Source organism: Flavobacterium granuli (assembly GCF_031456055.1).
Classification (GTDB): Bacteria; Bacteroidota; Bacteroidia; order Flavobacteriales; family Flavobacteriaceae; genus Flavobacterium; species Flavobacterium granuli_A.
This window is the reverse complement of the sequence record NZ_JAVDTX010000008.1, coordinates 198,915-213,730: the sequence shown is the minus strand read 5'-3', so window position 1 is coordinate 213,730 and position 14,816 is coordinate 198,915. Positions and strand designations below refer to the sequence as shown.

Here is a 14,816-nt window from a genome sequence, read left to right as displayed (position 1 = left end):
CTCCTCTTTGGGGCTGTTTTTTTTTGTTTATGTAAACTAGACTAAAATCAATAACAGAAGAAATGCTGTTATGAAAACGTCCTTGCATGAGGGATTGGAATGGCATCCTTTTGTTTTCCTTTTTCGGGAAAGTAAAAGATACAATGGATAGCCCGACCCGAAGGGACATGCCATAATGGGGTTGAAGATTTTAATTAGAGTTTAGTTCAATTAAATATAAGTTTATCATCGTTATATTTCTATGCTTCTAATTTTCTGTGTAAGTAATCAGAATAGTATCCTGACAATATTAGGGCAATGACTGTTGTTAATCCAAAAAAGGGATTAATATTAATCAGTGAATCTTCGGAATTGACTACAACAAATGAGCCATAACCTAGGTATCCGTATATTGACGATAAAAGAGCAAACATGGAGGCTAAGATAGATACTCCTCTAATTCTGAAGCGAAAAGTGGCCCATAATAATATTAGAATGAATAGATATTGATCATTTGGATGATCATAAGCAATTAGGACACAAACTAAAACTGTCGCTAATCCTAATGAAATAGCTTCTAAAAGGGATGTTGAAATTATTTTTATGTGATGACGATAGAACCAAGATATCAGAAAAGGTGTTATAAGAATAGTGCCGATTAGATCACCTTTCCATAGAGTTGTCCAATTGGAAACAAAGTGGTTTGGAGTACTTAATCCCCAATACGAAATAGCTGAAACGCATAGCAAAGAGCAGATACCACAATATAAAACACTAATTGCTAAAAAGGTTATAACTGAAGCTCCATTTTTTAATGGATACCCACCTTTGTTGACCAAATTAATTAAGTATGCACTAATAATTACTCCAATTGCTACTCCAGTGGCTACAGATGCTGAAGCGAGTATGGTTTCGAGTAATGATTTGTCCAGCATTTTGCAAACATCCCAAAATGAAAACATATTTGCGACAAATGATCCGATCCAAACTCCTGAAATAGCTTTGCGTCCTATAATTAATACAGCAGCAAGTGCAAATCCGACATCGGGAAAAATTGGAGAGAGATTGTCTGGGGAGACGGTTATTCTAAAGCTTAAAAAGGCAAGTACATTGAAAACAAATGCTACCAAAATAATTTTAATTAAAGCAGGTTTTAAATAAAAAGGTGTGTAATAATCGCTTGCCACTAGTTTATACATAATGAATGGGTTTTTGTATTCTTTTGAAATTCAGAAAACTAATAAAAAACAAATTTAGTATTTAATTTTTAATTGTATTTTCATTACTTACTTAAAAATCAATTTTTGTAACTTATTTATCCAAATTTTTTGATTTTTAATTTACATTAATAGTAAATCGAATTTTATTTGATAGTGTTTATTTTAAAATAAAAAAATAGAGACTGTTTTATACAGCCTCTATAATATAGTTTAAATGAAATTGAAATTACATTGTAATTGGAAATTCAATTCCGTTTTGTGTATAAGTTCCTTGATTGTCACAATCTCCACTGCCATAATCAATTGTTCCGTTCAAGAGTGTACTTTCTACTTTTAGTTTTCCTTTGGATACATAATCACAAGAGTATTTTTTAGCTAAAGGTTCTAAAACAGTTAAAGTGATTTTGGTGCCATTCTGTTTAGTAACAGTATGAGTTCCTTCAATCATTTCGTATGTATTATCAGTCAGAGTCAGAGTTTCAAAACCAAAAGTTTGTTTTATTGTGTAAGAACCTGAGTTTAGGTATACGTCTCCTTTAATATTTGTAAAAATTCCATCGGTAACAGTTCTAGTCCATTGAGGTACTGATGTAGTTGTATTTTTGTAAACAATTTTTCCTTCTACTTTATTACCATTTACAGAATAGTCTATTCTTTCAACTGTCATGGTGCTACCCGTCTCAGTAATATAGTTAGAAAAAGTGATTTTTAATTTTCCTTTTCTAGTAATTCCGTTTGTTAAGCAACCAGTTCCAAAATCTACGTAGAATGTTTTAGGAAAAGTTGTTGCTACCGGGTCCATAGTTACAGTTGCACATGAACTGGTTAGTGATTTCCCTGTTTTTTTAGCAGTCAATTTGTCGAATGATACTTGAGTTCCTGTTTGAACATCCAATTCATTTACAGCGTCAATAGAAGCTGAAGCAACTACTGAGCTATTATCAGTAGCGCTCAAAGAATCTTCTTTTGTGCATGAAATAAATTGAAAACAAGTAAGGGTAAACGCTGTTAATAATAGTAAGCGGTTCTTCATAAGATTCATTTTTTTTTAGGTTAGGTTTATTTATTTGGGGTTAGCAAATTTATTATTTTAAGTGAAGTATCAATCGATGAGACTGTTAAATATTAAAATAAAGTCGATATTTTGTTTTTCTGTAGTAAAAGCTACCAATTAATGGTTTTTGAAATGGCTGGAAATATTAGGTAATTCAGCTAGATCAAGTTCTAGTTCAGTAGCGCCGTCATCTACAAATGCCCCTACTGTAAAAGAACCGTAAGCATAAAAATTTAATTCTGCTGATTGTTTATCAACTTTTACGAGCTTGAAAGGCGGATCGCCAAACGTGTTATGTAAAGCAAATAATACTAGATGGCCGTTTTCTAATGGATTATTTTTTGGATTGGTTGAAACTACATGCAGATTTATTTTGTACAATCCTTTGGTTTCTTCAATGACAGTCGCTTTCAACTCTCGTTCATTATTTACGGAATTTGATTTCCATTGCCCTTTTTGTGGATCATTGTTGTGTGTGATAAGACCTTTATGTAGTTTCATTTTGGCTTCATCCATCATTTTATCTATATGAAATTCTATATTTTCGTTCCCTTTTTTGGCTTCGCCAGAATCGATTAATTTTTTAACAACAGTTTTAATGTTGGAATTAGACATTGTAGGCGCGTTTAACTTTTCAATTAACGCTTTGGTCAATTGTTCTTTTTCTTGAACCAAACTTTGGAATTGCATAATCTTATTGTCTTTTTGTTGGTTCTCTTCTTTTGCATCAAACACTTTTTGCTTTGTAATTTCAAGTTCTCTTCGAATCAAAATATCGTCGGCAAATTTGTATTTGTTGGATAAGACCAATCGCATATAATTGTATCCGATAAATAAACCTAAAAATCCGAAATAGAAGAGGATTCCAATTGTGTAGATATTCAATAATTGGCTGTCATATTTCGAAGCTATCCTTATATATTCTCCAAAGGAAATGATATAATCAGGGATTTCTTTTAGATTGACTAATACAAGTCCCACAATTATTTTTGTTAACCAATCTGAGATATCGAGTAAACTATTATTGAGTGAATTATTTTTTTCCTTTTTATTGTTTCGTTTTGGCATACCAAATAAAGTGCCCAGAAAAAAAGAACTTATAAAAGCGGTAATTCCAAGTGTTAAACCTATAAAAAGAATTTTCCCTCCCATTTCTTGAATCGTGATGGGAAAACCAACAACAGGGATCATTCCTAAAAAAAGTCCCATATATAATGTGAGTAAAACTGAAGTTTCAGCTTCTTTTCCTGTATTTTTTTCTTTCTCTAATTCCGTTTCATTTAAACTTTTGGTTTCGTTATTTGCCATAAGTGTAGATTTTAATTAGGTTCTAAATCAAATCAGTTTTAAATTGGTTTGTGAAGCATAATTTTTTAATAAAGAAATGAACTCATTTCCCGAAAGGAAGGATGTTTTTGAAGAAATAAACAATTCGTTCATTTCTTTTAATTCTTAAAGTTAAGTAAAAAAATAACAAGAAAGAAGTGTAAAAGCTTATTTTGAGGAAATTAGCTTAGTGATTTTTAAAAACAGATACTTAAAAACAATGACTTTTGGGTATAAAAAAACCTGCAAGTTTGAGCTTGCAGGTTTGGATTTTCTTTTTTGAAAAGGAAAATAAAATTATTTGATCAAATCAAAACTTCTCTTCACGAAAGCAGTCAATTCTTCGCCTTTCAACAGGTTTTGAGATAACTTGGCCAAATCCAAAGCTTGTTTTACCAAACTTTCTTGTGCCGATTTGTCTTTGTTATTCAAAATGCTTGTAGCCAAATCAGAATTGGTGTTTACAACCAAATTATACATTTCTGGCATATTATTCATTCCGAACATTCCACCACCACCAGATTGACTCATTTCCTTCATTCTACGCATAAATTCAGGTTGCGTAATGATAAATGGAGCTGCATTGCTGTCTAACGCTTCCAATTGTACTGTGTATGCTTTTGGAATATAAGTTTCCAATGAAGCTTTTAGGCTCTCTTTTTCTTCTTCAGATAATTTAGAAATAGCGTTTTCTTCTTTCTTGATTAAGTTATCAATATGGTCAGAATCGACACGAACAAAATGTAATCCGCTGTTGTCTCCTTCAATTTTTTGAATTAAATGCGAGATAATTGGAGAGTCCAAAAGCAATACCTCATATCCTTTGTCTTTTGCAATTTCGATATAAGAGTGTTGCGCTTCTTTATTTCCTGCATATAAAACAACAAGTTTACCGTCTTTGTCAGTTTGTTTTTCTTTTAGGTTTTCTTTTAATTCCTCTAAAGTGAAGTATTTATCATCTACTGTTGGGTACAATACAAACGCTCCTGCTTTTTCATAGAATTTATCCTCAGAAAGCATTCCGTATTCCAGAATGATTTTGATGTCATTCCATTTTTGCTCAAAATCTTCTCTATTTTCATTGAATAAAGATTTCAATTTATCGGCAACTTTACGAGTGATATAGTTTGATATTTTCTTAACTGCACCATCAGCCTGTAATCCTGAACGAGAAACATTCAAAGGAATATCTGGAGAGTCAACAACACCACGAAGCATCATCAAGAATTCGGGTACAATTCCTTCTACATTATCCGTTACGTACACTTGGTTTTGGTACAATTGAATTTTGTCTTTCTGAATTTGCAAGTCAGAACCCAATTTTGGGAAATATAAAATACCAGTTAAATTAAAAGGATAATCTACATTCAAATGAATGTGGAATAATGGCTCCTCAAATTGCATCGGGTACATTTCACGGTAGAAATCTTTGTAATCAGCATCCGATAAATCTGTTGGTTGTTTTGTCCAAGCTGGATTTGGATTGTTAACGATGTTGTCAATTTCAACTGTTTCAGCAACATAATCCTCAGGAGCATCTTCCGGTTTTGGAAGCGTTTGAGGTTTTGTTCCAAATTTAATTGGGATAGGCATAAACTTATTGTATTTGCTCAATAAGCCAGAGATTTTAAATTCTTCCAAGAATTCAAGAGAATCTTCTGCGATATGCAAAATGATTTCAGTTCCTCTAGTCGTTTTGTCAGCTGGTTCCAATGTGAACTCTGGACTTCCGTCACATGTCCAGTGAGCCGCTGGTTCGTCTTTGTATGATTTAGTGATGATTTCTACTTTTTCTGCAACCATAAAAGCAGAGTAAAAACCAAGACCAAAATGACCAATAATTCCTGAATCTTTGGCAGAATCTTTGTATTTGTCCAAGAACTCTTCAGCTCCGGAAAAAGCAACTTGGTTGATGTATTTTTCTACTTCATCGGCAGTCATTCCCAATCCCTGGTCAATGATGTGGAGTTTTTTGCCTTCTTTGTCAATTTTAATTTCAATAATCGGAGAACCATATTCAACCTTGGCTTCACCAATACTAGTAAGGTGCTTTAGTTTTAAAGTAGCATCGGTTCCGTTTGAAATCAATTCACGTAAGAAAATTTCGTGGTCACTGTATAGGAACTTCTTGATTAAGGGAAAGATGTTTTCAACCGAAACATTAATTTTACCTGTTGTCATATTTTTATATTATTTAATGGTTTTACAATCGGTTTAAATAACTTTCAAATAGAATACCAATTGTTATGGGAGTGACAAATTGTCGTAACTAAAATATATTGAAAATGTTTGTAGGGTTTAAAGATAATTGTAATTTTTTTGAAGATTTGAGACGTTTTATTCCCTTGTTTTATCCAAATTTGAAAAATGTTTGTTTTATCGATTGGCTTACGCAATTTTATTACACGTATTCAGATATTTTTCAAACTATAAATTTTTAATCATTAAATAATAGTATAAGATTGATTTTTGTAATGAACTATTAATTATATTTGTGATATCAATATGATATCATTTAAATATTACTTATTATGAAAACAGAAAAAGTTTTAATACCTTTTAATGGTTATTTAGTTGTTGCTGTGCTATTAATATCGATGGCAGTGACGCTTTATGGCTTTATCTCAAACAATATTATTTTAATAGTGGCTTCACTTATAGTATTTGTATTTTTAACAAAGGGTTTTATCGTAATAGGACCAAATAGTTCAAAAGTTCTTTTAATGTTTGGAGATTATAAAGGAAGTGTCAAGCAGAGCGGTTTGTTTTGGGTAAACCCACTTTATACTAGAACAAGTTTGTCTTTGCGCGCAAGAAACTTTGAAAGCGAAAAAATTAAGGTTAATGATAAGATGGGGAACCCTATTTTAATTAGTGTTATATTAGTTTGGAAAGTTAACGATACGTTCAAGTCTGTATTTGAAGTCGATAATTACGAGGAATTCATTAGAATCCAAACGGATTCGGCGGTTAGAAAACTTGCAGGTTCTTTTCCTTATGATCATTTTGAAGATGAGAGAGCAACAGTAACATTAAGCACTAATTTTGACGATGTAAACATAGCGCTTGAACACGAAGTTACTCAACGATTGGAAATTGCTGGAATAGAAGTGATAGAGTCAAGAATTGGATATTTAGCCTATGCTCCCGAAATTGCTCATTCAATGTTGCGAAGACAACAAGCTTCAGCTGTAGTTGCTGCACGACATAAAATTGTCGAAGGTGCTGTTGGCATGGTTGAAAGTGCTTTAAAACTATTAGCCGATAAAGAAATTATTGAATTTGATGAAGATAGGAAAGCAACAATGGTGAGTAATTTAATGGTTGTCCTTTGTGGAGATAGTGAAACTAAGCCTGTAATTAATACCGGTACTTTAAATCAATAAAAGATGTCTGAAAAAAAGTCATTTGCATTACGAATTGATTCAGAAACAATGAAAGCAATTGAAAAATGGGCTGCTGATGAATTTCGTAGTGTCAATGGTCAGATAGAGTGGATGCTTAGTAAAAGTTTAAAGGATGCGAAAAGGCTAAAGGCGAAAAGTACCCCAAAAAATAAAGAGGAAGATTGATTGAAAGAAAACAATTGTAAATCTACGATTGGCTAAAAATAAAACGTTATGTTCATTTAGATTTTTTTCTGTATTTGCCAATGATGTCCAAAAGGATCTTTGAACATTCCTTGTCTGTAACCGTAATCGTAGTCTTGGGCAGGACTGATTTCTATTGCTCCCGCTTGAACAGCTTTTTGCATTACTTCATCTAAATTAGGAACAAACAAACCGATAACCGCTGTTACTCCCTTTGCACTTATAGGTTCAAGAGCATCACGCATTGTTTCATGCAGGTGAAAAATAGCACCGTTAATTTCCAATTCTACAACATGAATGCTTCCGTCATCGTTCAGAAAACGAAAATGTTCCGTAGCTCCGAATTTTATGTAAAAATCAACATTGAACGTGCCATTGGGAATGTGCAGTTCGGGGGCAAAATGCGTTGTGTTGTCTGTTGTCATAATGCTTTGCAATATTATTGGTTATAAGTCATCAATGATATTGATGTCGATTTTTTTGTTGTGCTAAGTTATTCGTGAAATTACTATTTTTCACAAAGTTCTTTCAGCTTGTCGAGTGCTTTTGGGTAGGTCTCGTTCATATAATCCAAAAAATCTTCTGTTGTATCTAAGTCAACAGTAACGGTTGTAGTCCCTTTACTTTCCTCGAAGGTATAGTTTTCAAATCCGTTTGCCCATTTTTCTACTTCTGGTCCTTCTGTAATTTCCTTATCGCCTTTTAAAAGACCATAATGTTGAATAGAAACAAATTGGTTAGGAATGTTTATAGCTATCTTGGAAACCATACCTCCTTTTTCTCCTTTCTCATCTACCCCAAGAAATAGAATTTTACTTCCCTTGTCCCAGCTTCCTTCATAGGTGGAGGTAGGGTTAAACAAAGAAGTCCATTGTTCATAAGTTGACTTACTGTTAATGCCAAGCATATAATCATATATCTTGGTTACAGGTGCATTGATACTTACTTTGAATTGTAACTTTTTCATAATGTTAAATATTTACTTAGATTAATCTTTCAAATTGTTATTATCCGTCATACTAGCTGTCGTTTTAGATACCCGCTCCGCAAAGTCTCAAGACTTTACGCATTTTTTTATTGACCTTTATAATAGTAAATTTAATTAAAGTCTCCCGACTTTTTTCATGAATATCTTAGAAATTCAACACTTTTTCAGATATAGTTTTTTTTGTAAGCAGAAATTTTTTCCTTTATAAAAGTAGGAAAACTGAATAATAATAGCTTTGAAGTTTTTTGAAACTCTTGAATAGTATATAATTCTAAAAGTATTTACGGGAAAAGCCGGGAGACTTTTATGATGTTCACAGCTTTCAAAAACTTTAAAAAAAAATGAAAAGTATTGACACTTTGCTGAGCTGGGTTTTTATATTTACTTTTTTTAAATAAAAGATAGTTCTAATCGGTTGGTTATCTGAAGTGTGTTGTTAGATTTTAGTTGAAATTGAGTCTGAAGTTTTATATAATTATTACTATTTTATTGATTGGCGTAAGTAAATTATATAAATAAAAAAATAATTTTGAATGAAATTGATACTTACCTTTGTCTATTCGTAACTTTAAATTGAAAATAATGAAGAAAATTTTTTTAATATGCACTATAACCATTTTGGTTTTTGCATGTAAATCGGCATCAACTGCGCCTGCTACACCGGAGCCAGTTTCTAATGCTCCAATGACAAAATTAGATAAGACTTCTCAAGTTGGTATAAAAGGTGATTGGCAAATTGTAAGCGTGAGTTATCCAGGCTCTGAATATATTAAAGTAAATTCCTTTAATCTTGCTGACTCAAAATGTTTTATAGGAAGTACTTGGCATTTTATTTCAAACAATAATAAAGGTAATATGACTTTGAACAGTCCAAATTGTACTGGTTTTACTTCTCAGATTACTTGGTATGTTAATAAAGAAGGACAATTTGTTTTAAAAATATTAGATGAAGGATTGAAATCTAAAAATGTAAAAACAGGTTTCGTTCTAGGAGTTAGAAACCAAACAGAAACTTCATTTGAATTAGTTGACAAAATAAGTGTAGGTAACAAACCTACTGATGTTGTTTACCAATTTCAAAAAGTTAACTAATTTATAATATAAAAAAGATGAAAAAAATAGCAATTTTAGGATTAAGTAGTTTATTAGTATTGAGTTTTCTTTTTACCGGATGTGAATCTGTGAAAAATGCCAATAACACACAAAAAGGAGCGGGAATAGGTGCTGTTGCAGGAGGAATTATTGGAGCTGTACTAGGAAATAATATTGGAAAAGGTGGAAACGCTGCATTGGGAGCTGCTATTGGAGCTGCTGTTGGTGGTGGAACTGGAGCTTTGATCGGAAACAGCATGGACAAACAAGCAAGAGAGATTGATCAAGCTTTGCCAGGAGCTGATGTTGAACGTGTAGGAGAAGGAATTCATTTGGTTTTGAATGAAAACGCTGTTCGTTTTGATGTAAACAAATCAACTTTGACACCTCAGGCTAAAGCTAATTTGGATAAATTAGTTCCTGTATTCAATTCTTATGCAGATACTAATATTGAAATTTTTGGCTATACTGACAATACAGGAAAAGCAGAATATAATTTAACGCTTTCTCAAAAAAGAGCTGAATCGGTAAAAGTATATTTAATATCAAAAGGATTAGTGGCTAGCCGTTTCAAAACTTCTGGATATGGAATTGCAGATCCAATTGCTCCTAATGACACTCCAGAGGGTAGAACACAAAACCGTCGTGTGGAATTTGCGATTACTGCAAATGCAAAAATGATAGAAGAGGCTAAAACGAAACAATAGTGTTGTCTCAAAATGTTTAAAAAAAACTGCTTTATTATAAAGCAGTTTTTTTTTGCACCCAACTTTTCATAAACCTGTCATTGAGGATTGACTCTTAATAAACCTTAATTTCTTAATGGTAAAAAAGACTGTTTTATTTAACAGTAAATTCTAAGAGTATATAGTATATTTTCTTTGCTAAAGAAACTATATTTGTTCTCTCAAATTTTAATGTTATAGAATGCTTCAAGTTCAAAATATTTCATTCGGATATACCGAAAAAATCATTATTCAAAATGTAGATTTCACAGTCGCCAAAGGACAGAATATTGCTATTCTTGGAGAAAGCGGTTGTGGAAAAAGTACCCTTTTAAAACTTATTTATGGTATGTATGACCTAAATGAAGGGCACATTTTTTATAATGAAACGGAGATTCGAGGACCTAAATACAATTTGATTCCAGGGATGCCATTCATGAAATATTTGGCTCAAGATTTTGATTTGATGCCCTATGAAACGGTTGCCGAAAATGTAGGTAAGTTTCTTTCGAATGGTTTTTTACCCTTAAAAAAACTGCGTATTCAAGAATTACTGGAAATGGTTGAAATGACCGAGTTTGCGAATGTAAAAGCTAAATTATTGAGTGGAGGACAACAGCAACGTGTTGCCTTGGCTAGAGTTTTGGCCTTGGAACCAGAAGTGTTGTTATTGGATGAACCTTTTAGCCATATTGATAATTTTAGAAAAAATGCTTTGCGCAGAAACCTTTTTGCTTATCTAAAGAAAAAAGGAATTACTTGTTTTATAGCGACACATGATAGTGTTGATGCTCTTTCTTTCTCTGACGAAACAATAGTTTTGCATCAAGGAAGGATTATGGAAAAAGGACCATCGGCTGATGTTTATAATTACCCGTTGAATAAATATGTAGCCTCTCTTTTTGGTGAAGTAAATGAACTGAAATTGTCTCAATTAATGCCGATAGAAGGAGAAGATGAGATTATTTTATTGTATCCACATCAGTTAAAAGTTGATGCAAACGGTTCTATGCAAGCAGTAGTAAAACAATCTTTTTTTAAAGGGAGCCGATATTTGATAAAAGCTGCTTTCGATAGGAAAGCTATTTTCTTTGAACATGAAACTGCATTAGAATTTAATCAGGAAGTTACCTTGAAAATCATCTAATAGTAAGATTCAAAATTACTATTAGATTTAAAATAGTATAGCAAAACTAAGAATGTTTAAAAAAACACTATATTGTGATCTTGTTTTTTAAAAGATATTTAAATTTGCAACCTTGATTTTAATAAAATACTAAAATATGTACCATTCAAAAATAACGGGATTGGGATATTATGTCCCAGATAATGTAGTGACTAATGATGATTTGTCTAAAATCATTGATACTAATGATGAATGGATTCAAGAAAGAACAGGGATTCAAGAAAGAAGACATATCATTAGAGGAGAAGATACCACGACTTCGATGGGAGTAAAAGCTGCCAAAATTGCAATGGAGCGTTCAGGTGTTGCTGCAGAAGATATTGATTTTGTTGTTTTTGCAACATTAAGTCCCGATTATTATTTTCCAGGGCCAGGGGTTTTGGTGCAACGTGATTTAGGATTGAGAACCGTTGGAGCATTAGATGTACGTAATCAATGTTCTGGATTTGTTTATGCTATTTCTGTAGCCGATCAATATATCAAAACGGGAATGTATAAAAATATCCTTGTGATAGGTTCCGAAGTTCAATCGACAGGATTGGATATGACAACTCGTGGAAGAGGGGTTTCTGTAATTTTTGGAGATGGGGCAGGAGCAGCAGTTTTAAGTAGAGAAGAAGATTTGTCTAAAGGAATTTTATCAACTCACTTGCATTCCGAAGGAATTCATGCAGAAGAGTTGGTTGTGACAGCTCCAGGAATGGGAGGACGTTGGGTAACCGATATTCTTGCTGACAACAATCCGGATGACGAAAGTTATTTCCCTTATATGAATGGACAATTTGTATTTAAAAATGCAGTAGTTCGTTTTGCCGAAGTAATCAATGAAGGTTTGGAAGCAAATAATTTGCAGGTTTCGGATATTGATATGTTGATTCCGCATCAGGCCAATTTGAGAATTTCACAATACATACAAAAGAAATTTGGTTTGAACGATGATCAGGTCTTTAGTAATATTCAAAAGTATGGAAACACAACTGCAGCGTCTATTCCGATTGCTTTGACAGAAGCTTGGGAACAAGGAAAAATAAAATCTGGTGACACAGTGGTTTTAGCTGCTTTCGGAAGTGGATTTACTTGGGCAAGCGCAATTATAAAATGGTAATATACTGAAATTCAAAAAGATTTTATTTTATAAAAAGAAACCCCGAAGTGGCATACTTCGGGGTTTCTTCGTTAACAACCAAAAAGTTGATTTTTGTAATGAAAGTAAAAAGGAACTTAATGTTTATACAAGTTTCCAATAAGACGAGAGATTTGTTTTTTTGTTACATAAAAAAAAATCAAACCACAGATTTTATAAAATGCTAGGGATAATTATAAAATAACATTTAGTAAGTATTTGTACGATTTCGCTGCTATGAGAATATGTTATTCTTCACTTTCGATATTTGGTGAATAAGCCTTATATTTGCACACTTAAAAAAATCAAGTATACATGTCATTATCCAATATTCTTACCCCATCTATAGAGAAAGCAATTCAAACTTTGTTTGAAGTAAGCATTGATAAAGTAGAGTTTCAAACCACAAGAAAAGAGTTTGAAGGCGATATTACGATGGTTATTTTTCCATTATTAAAATTGGTAAAAAGCAATCCTGTTGAATTAGGAAATAAAATTGGAAATTATCTTGTAGAAAATGTTTCAGAAGTAGCGCGTTTTAATGTGGTATCTGGATTTTTAAATATTGTGATTGCAGATCAATATTATTTGAATTTCTTCAACGGAATTAGAAGTGAGGATAAGTTCGGATTTGTAACTCCTTCGGTAAATGACAAGGCGGTGATGGTAGAGTATTCTTCTCCAAACACCAACAAACCGTTGCACTTAGGACACGTTCGTAATAATTTATTGGGATATTCTGTAGCTGAAATTATTAAGGCTTCGGGTAAAAAAGTATATAAGACACAAATCATCAACGATAGAGGAATCCATATTTGTAAGTCAATGTTGGCTTGGCAAAAATTTGGAAATGGAGAAACTCCAGAATCTACGGGATTGAAAGGCGATAAATTGGTTGGTAACTATTATGTGGCTTTTGATAAAGCTTACAAAGTAGAAATTACCGAATTGATGGAGGCTGGAAAAACCGAGGAGGAAGCTAAGAAATCTGCTCCAATCATTTTGGAAGCACAGCAAATGCTTTTGGATTGGGAAAATGGAAAACCAGAAGTTATCGAACTTTGGAAAAGCATGAACCAATGGGTTTATGATGGTTTTGCTACTACTTATAAAAATCTAGGAGTTAATTTTGATAGCTTTTACTACGAAAGCAATACCTATTTGTTAGGGAAAGATGTAGTTCAAATTGGTTTAGAAAAAGGGATTTTCGAAAAAGATCCAGATGGTTCTGTTTGGATTGATTTGACTGATGAAGGTTTAGATCGTAAGATTGTATTGCGTTCTGACGGAACAGCAGTTTACATGACTCAAGATATTGGAACTGCGATTCAACGTGTGAAAGACATGCCAGATGTTGGCGGAATGGTTTACACGGTAGGAAATGAGCAAGATTACCACTTTAAAGTATTGTTCTTGATTCTGAAAAAATTAGGTTTTGATTGGGCTTCTAGTCTATTTCATTTATCGTACGGAATGGTAGATTTACCTTCTGGGAAAATGAAAAGCCGTGAAGGAACTGTAGTTGATGCGGATGATTTGATGCAGGAGATGACCGATACAGCGCAAAAAATTGCCGAAGATTTAGGTAAATTAGATTCTTACTCGGTTGAAGAAAAATCAAAATTATACAATACAATAGGTCTTGGAGCTCTTAAATATTATATTTTGAAAGTCGATCCAAAAAAACGAATCTTGTTTAATCCAGAAGAATCTGTTGATTTTGCAGGAAACACAGGACCTTTCATTCAATATACTTATGCCAGAATCCAATCAATTATTCGCAAAGCCGATTTTGATTTTGTTGCCAATGCAGGAATTGAAGAGCTTCACGAAAAGGAAAAAGAATTGGTAAAACAACTTGAATTATTTCCAGAAGTGATTCAGAATGCGGCGAACAATCATAGTCCTGCTTTGATTGCTAATTACACATATGACTTGGTTCGTGAATACAACTCTTTTTACCAAGCCGTTTCAATTCTTGGAGAAACTGATTTGGATAAAAAGATATTCAGAGTGCAGTTGTCCAAAAAAGTGGCAGATGTTATTGCTGATTCCTTTAGTTTACTAGGTATAAATGTTCCAGAGAGAATGTAATTATTGGATATAAAATTAGAAATCCGTCTCGTTTTTGAACGAGACGGATTTTTTTTATGTGCTATTTCTATGTTTATTTTATTAATTTGAAATAATCTGATAATTGATTTCAATTGGTTTTAGAATTCTATCTTCACTGACACAATCCACCAAAAAGCGTAATTCGTCCACTTCTTTTCTGTTTAGTAGAATAATGAAGTTAGATTGTAAAGTCGGGATTGGAATCTTCTTTTCATAAATTGAATTTTTGTATTCCCTTTCCCAATAATCAATGTCAATTTGGTCCAAATAATTGGCAAAACTGGTCATTTCGATGCCACTCAAATCAAAGGTCAAATTGTTATACAGCAATTGATACATATCTCTATGTTGGCAATACAACAGAATCCCATTTGAGGTTCGATTTAATACTTTTAGATTGCACATAATTCTAAAATTT

The 14,816-nt window shown here is 32.6% G+C and carries 14 protein-coding genes; 7 read left to right on the top strand and 7 right to left on the bottom strand.

Annotation, left to right across the window (positions count from 1 at the left end):
* Positions 1–239: 239 nt before the first annotated feature.
* The 4 genes from J2W95_RS16705 to htpG form a co-directional block, all read right to left on the bottom strand.
* Positions 240–1,178, bottom strand: a complete 939-nt coding sequence (locus J2W95_RS16705; protein WP_310009051.1) for an MASE1 domain-containing protein — start codon at positions 1,176–1,178, stop codon at positions 240–242.
* 247 nt (positions 1,179–1,425) lie between these two features.
* Entirely contained in the window at positions 1,426–2,232 is an 807-nt protein-coding gene (locus J2W95_RS16700; protein ID WP_310009048.1) for a hypothetical protein, read from the bottom strand.
* Positions 2,233–2,370: 138 nt separating this feature from the next.
* A complete protein-coding gene (locus J2W95_RS16695) occupies positions 2,371–3,561 on the bottom strand; it encodes a pYEATS domain-containing protein (RefSeq protein WP_310009046.1) in 1,191 nt (396 codons plus the stop codon).
* Positions 3,562–3,876: 315 nt separating this feature from the next.
* Positions 3,877–5,760, bottom strand: coding sequence for a molecular chaperone HtpG (gene htpG / locus J2W95_RS16690; protein ID WP_310009043.1), 1,884 nt, complete (start codon positions 5,758–5,760; stop codon positions 3,877–3,879).
* A 350-nt stretch (positions 5,761–6,110) separates the two neighbouring features.
* Between htpG and J2W95_RS16685 the strand changes: the two genes are divergently transcribed.
* Positions 6,111–6,965, top strand: a complete 855-nt coding sequence (locus tag J2W95_RS16685) for an SPFH domain-containing protein (RefSeq protein ID WP_310009041.1) — start codon at positions 6,111–6,113, stop codon at positions 6,963–6,965.
* A 3-nt stretch (positions 6,966–6,968) separates the two neighbouring features.
* The gene (locus J2W95_RS16680; RefSeq protein ID WP_310009039.1) at positions 6,969–7,151 is read left to right on the top strand and encodes a type II toxin-antitoxin system antitoxin; all 183 of its coding nucleotides are present in this window, start codon (positions 6,969–6,971) and stop codon (positions 7,149–7,151) included.
* A gap of 56 nt (positions 7,152–7,207) precedes the next feature.
* Here the strand turns inward: J2W95_RS16680 and J2W95_RS16675 are convergent, their stop codons facing one another.
* Together J2W95_RS16675 and J2W95_RS16670 are read right to left on the bottom strand one after the other, a co-directional pair.
* Complete coding sequence (locus J2W95_RS16675; RefSeq protein ID WP_310009037.1) at positions 7,208–7,594, bottom strand: VOC family protein; 387 nt, start codon at positions 7,592–7,594, stop codon at positions 7,208–7,210.
* 83 nt (positions 7,595–7,677) lie between these two features.
* Positions 7,678–8,136 (bottom strand): SRPBCC domain-containing protein, encoded by a 459-nt coding sequence (locus J2W95_RS16670; RefSeq protein ID WP_310009035.1) that lies wholly within the window; start codon positions 8,134–8,136, stop codon positions 7,678–7,680.
* A gap of 603 nt (positions 8,137–8,739) precedes the next feature.
* Between J2W95_RS16670 and J2W95_RS16665 the strand changes: the two genes are divergently transcribed.
* The 5 genes from J2W95_RS16665 to argS all read left to right on the top strand — a co-directional run bounded on the left by J2W95_RS16665 (position 8,740) and on the right by argS (position 14,377).
* Entirely contained in the window at positions 8,740–9,249 is a 510-nt protein-coding gene (locus tag J2W95_RS16665) for a lipocalin family protein (protein ID WP_310009033.1), read from the top strand.
* Between the two features lie 17 nt (positions 9,250–9,266).
* Positions 9,267–9,956 carry a YiaD family glycine zipper/OmpA-like lipoprotein gene (locus tag J2W95_RS16660; RefSeq protein ID WP_310009031.1) on the top strand — a complete coding sequence of 230 codons (690 nt, stop codon included), beginning with the start codon at positions 9,267–9,269 and terminating at the stop codon, positions 9,954–9,956.
* Between the two features lie 220 nt (positions 9,957–10,176).
* Positions 10,177–11,121, top strand: coding sequence for an ABC transporter ATP-binding protein (locus tag J2W95_RS16655; RefSeq protein WP_310009029.1), 945 nt, complete (start codon positions 10,177–10,179; stop codon positions 11,119–11,121).
* A gap of 136 nt (positions 11,122–11,257) precedes the next feature.
* On the top strand, positions 11,258–12,265 hold the full coding sequence (locus J2W95_RS16650; protein WP_310009027.1) for a 3-oxoacyl-ACP synthase III family protein: 1,008 nt from the start codon (positions 11,258–11,260) through the stop codon (positions 12,263–12,265).
* Between the two features lie 333 nt (positions 12,266–12,598).
* Positions 12,599–14,377, top strand: a complete 1,779-nt coding sequence (gene argS / locus J2W95_RS16645) for an arginine--tRNA ligase (RefSeq protein ID WP_310009025.1) — start codon at positions 12,599–12,601, stop codon at positions 14,375–14,377.
* 81 nt (positions 14,378–14,458) lie between these two features.
* Here argS and J2W95_RS16640 read toward each other — a convergent pair whose 3' ends face one another.
* Positions 14,459–14,803, bottom strand: coding sequence for a DUF6686 family protein (locus J2W95_RS16640; protein WP_310009024.1), 345 nt, complete (start codon positions 14,801–14,803; stop codon positions 14,459–14,461).
* Positions 14,804–14,816 lie beyond the last annotated feature (13 nt).

What these genes read in the sequence shown, in the direction of transcription:
- J2W95_RS16705 (WP_310009051.1), bottom strand. Translation starts at nt 1,178, where the DNA reads ATGTATAAACTAGTGGCAAGCGATTATTACACACCTTTTTATTTAAAA.
- J2W95_RS16700 (WP_310009048.1), bottom strand. Translation starts at nt 2,232, where the DNA reads ATGAAGAACCGCTTACTATTATTAACAGCGTTTACCCTTACTTGTTTT.
- J2W95_RS16695 (WP_310009046.1), bottom strand. Translation starts at nt 3,561, where the DNA reads ATGGCAAATAACGAAACCAAAAGTTTAAATGAAACGGAATTAGAGAAA.
- htpG (WP_310009043.1), bottom strand. Translation starts at nt 5,760, where the DNA reads ATGACAACAGGTAAAATTAATGTTTCGGTTGAAAACATCTTTCCCTTA.
- J2W95_RS16685 (WP_310009041.1), top strand. Translation starts at nt 6,111, where the DNA reads ATGAAAACAGAAAAAGTTTTAATACCTTTTAATGGTTATTTAGTTGTT.
- J2W95_RS16680 (WP_310009039.1), top strand. Translation starts at nt 6,969, where the DNA reads ATGTCTGAAAAAAAGTCATTTGCATTACGAATTGATTCAGAAACAATG.
- J2W95_RS16675 (WP_310009037.1), bottom strand. Translation starts at nt 7,594, where the DNA reads ATGACAACAGACAACACAACGCATTTTGCCCCCGAACTGCACATTCCC.
- J2W95_RS16670 (WP_310009035.1), bottom strand. Translation starts at nt 8,136, where the DNA reads ATGAAAAAGTTACAATTCAAAGTAAGTATCAATGCACCTGTAACCAAG.
- J2W95_RS16665 (WP_310009033.1), top strand. Translation starts at nt 8,740, where the DNA reads ATGAAGAAAATTTTTTTAATATGCACTATAACCATTTTGGTTTTTGCA.
- J2W95_RS16660 (WP_310009031.1), top strand. Translation starts at nt 9,267, where the DNA reads ATGAAAAAAATAGCAATTTTAGGATTAAGTAGTTTATTAGTATTGAGT.
- J2W95_RS16655 (WP_310009029.1), top strand. Translation starts at nt 10,177, where the DNA reads ATGCTTCAAGTTCAAAATATTTCATTCGGATATACCGAAAAAATCATT.
- J2W95_RS16650 (WP_310009027.1), top strand. Translation starts at nt 11,258, where the DNA reads ATGTACCATTCAAAAATAACGGGATTGGGATATTATGTCCCAGATAAT.
- argS (WP_310009025.1), top strand. Translation starts at nt 12,599, where the DNA reads ATGTCATTATCCAATATTCTTACCCCATCTATAGAGAAAGCAATTCAA.
- J2W95_RS16640 (WP_310009024.1), bottom strand. Translation starts at nt 14,803, where the DNA reads ATGTGCAATCTAAAAGTATTAAATCGAACCTCAAATGGGATTCTGTTG.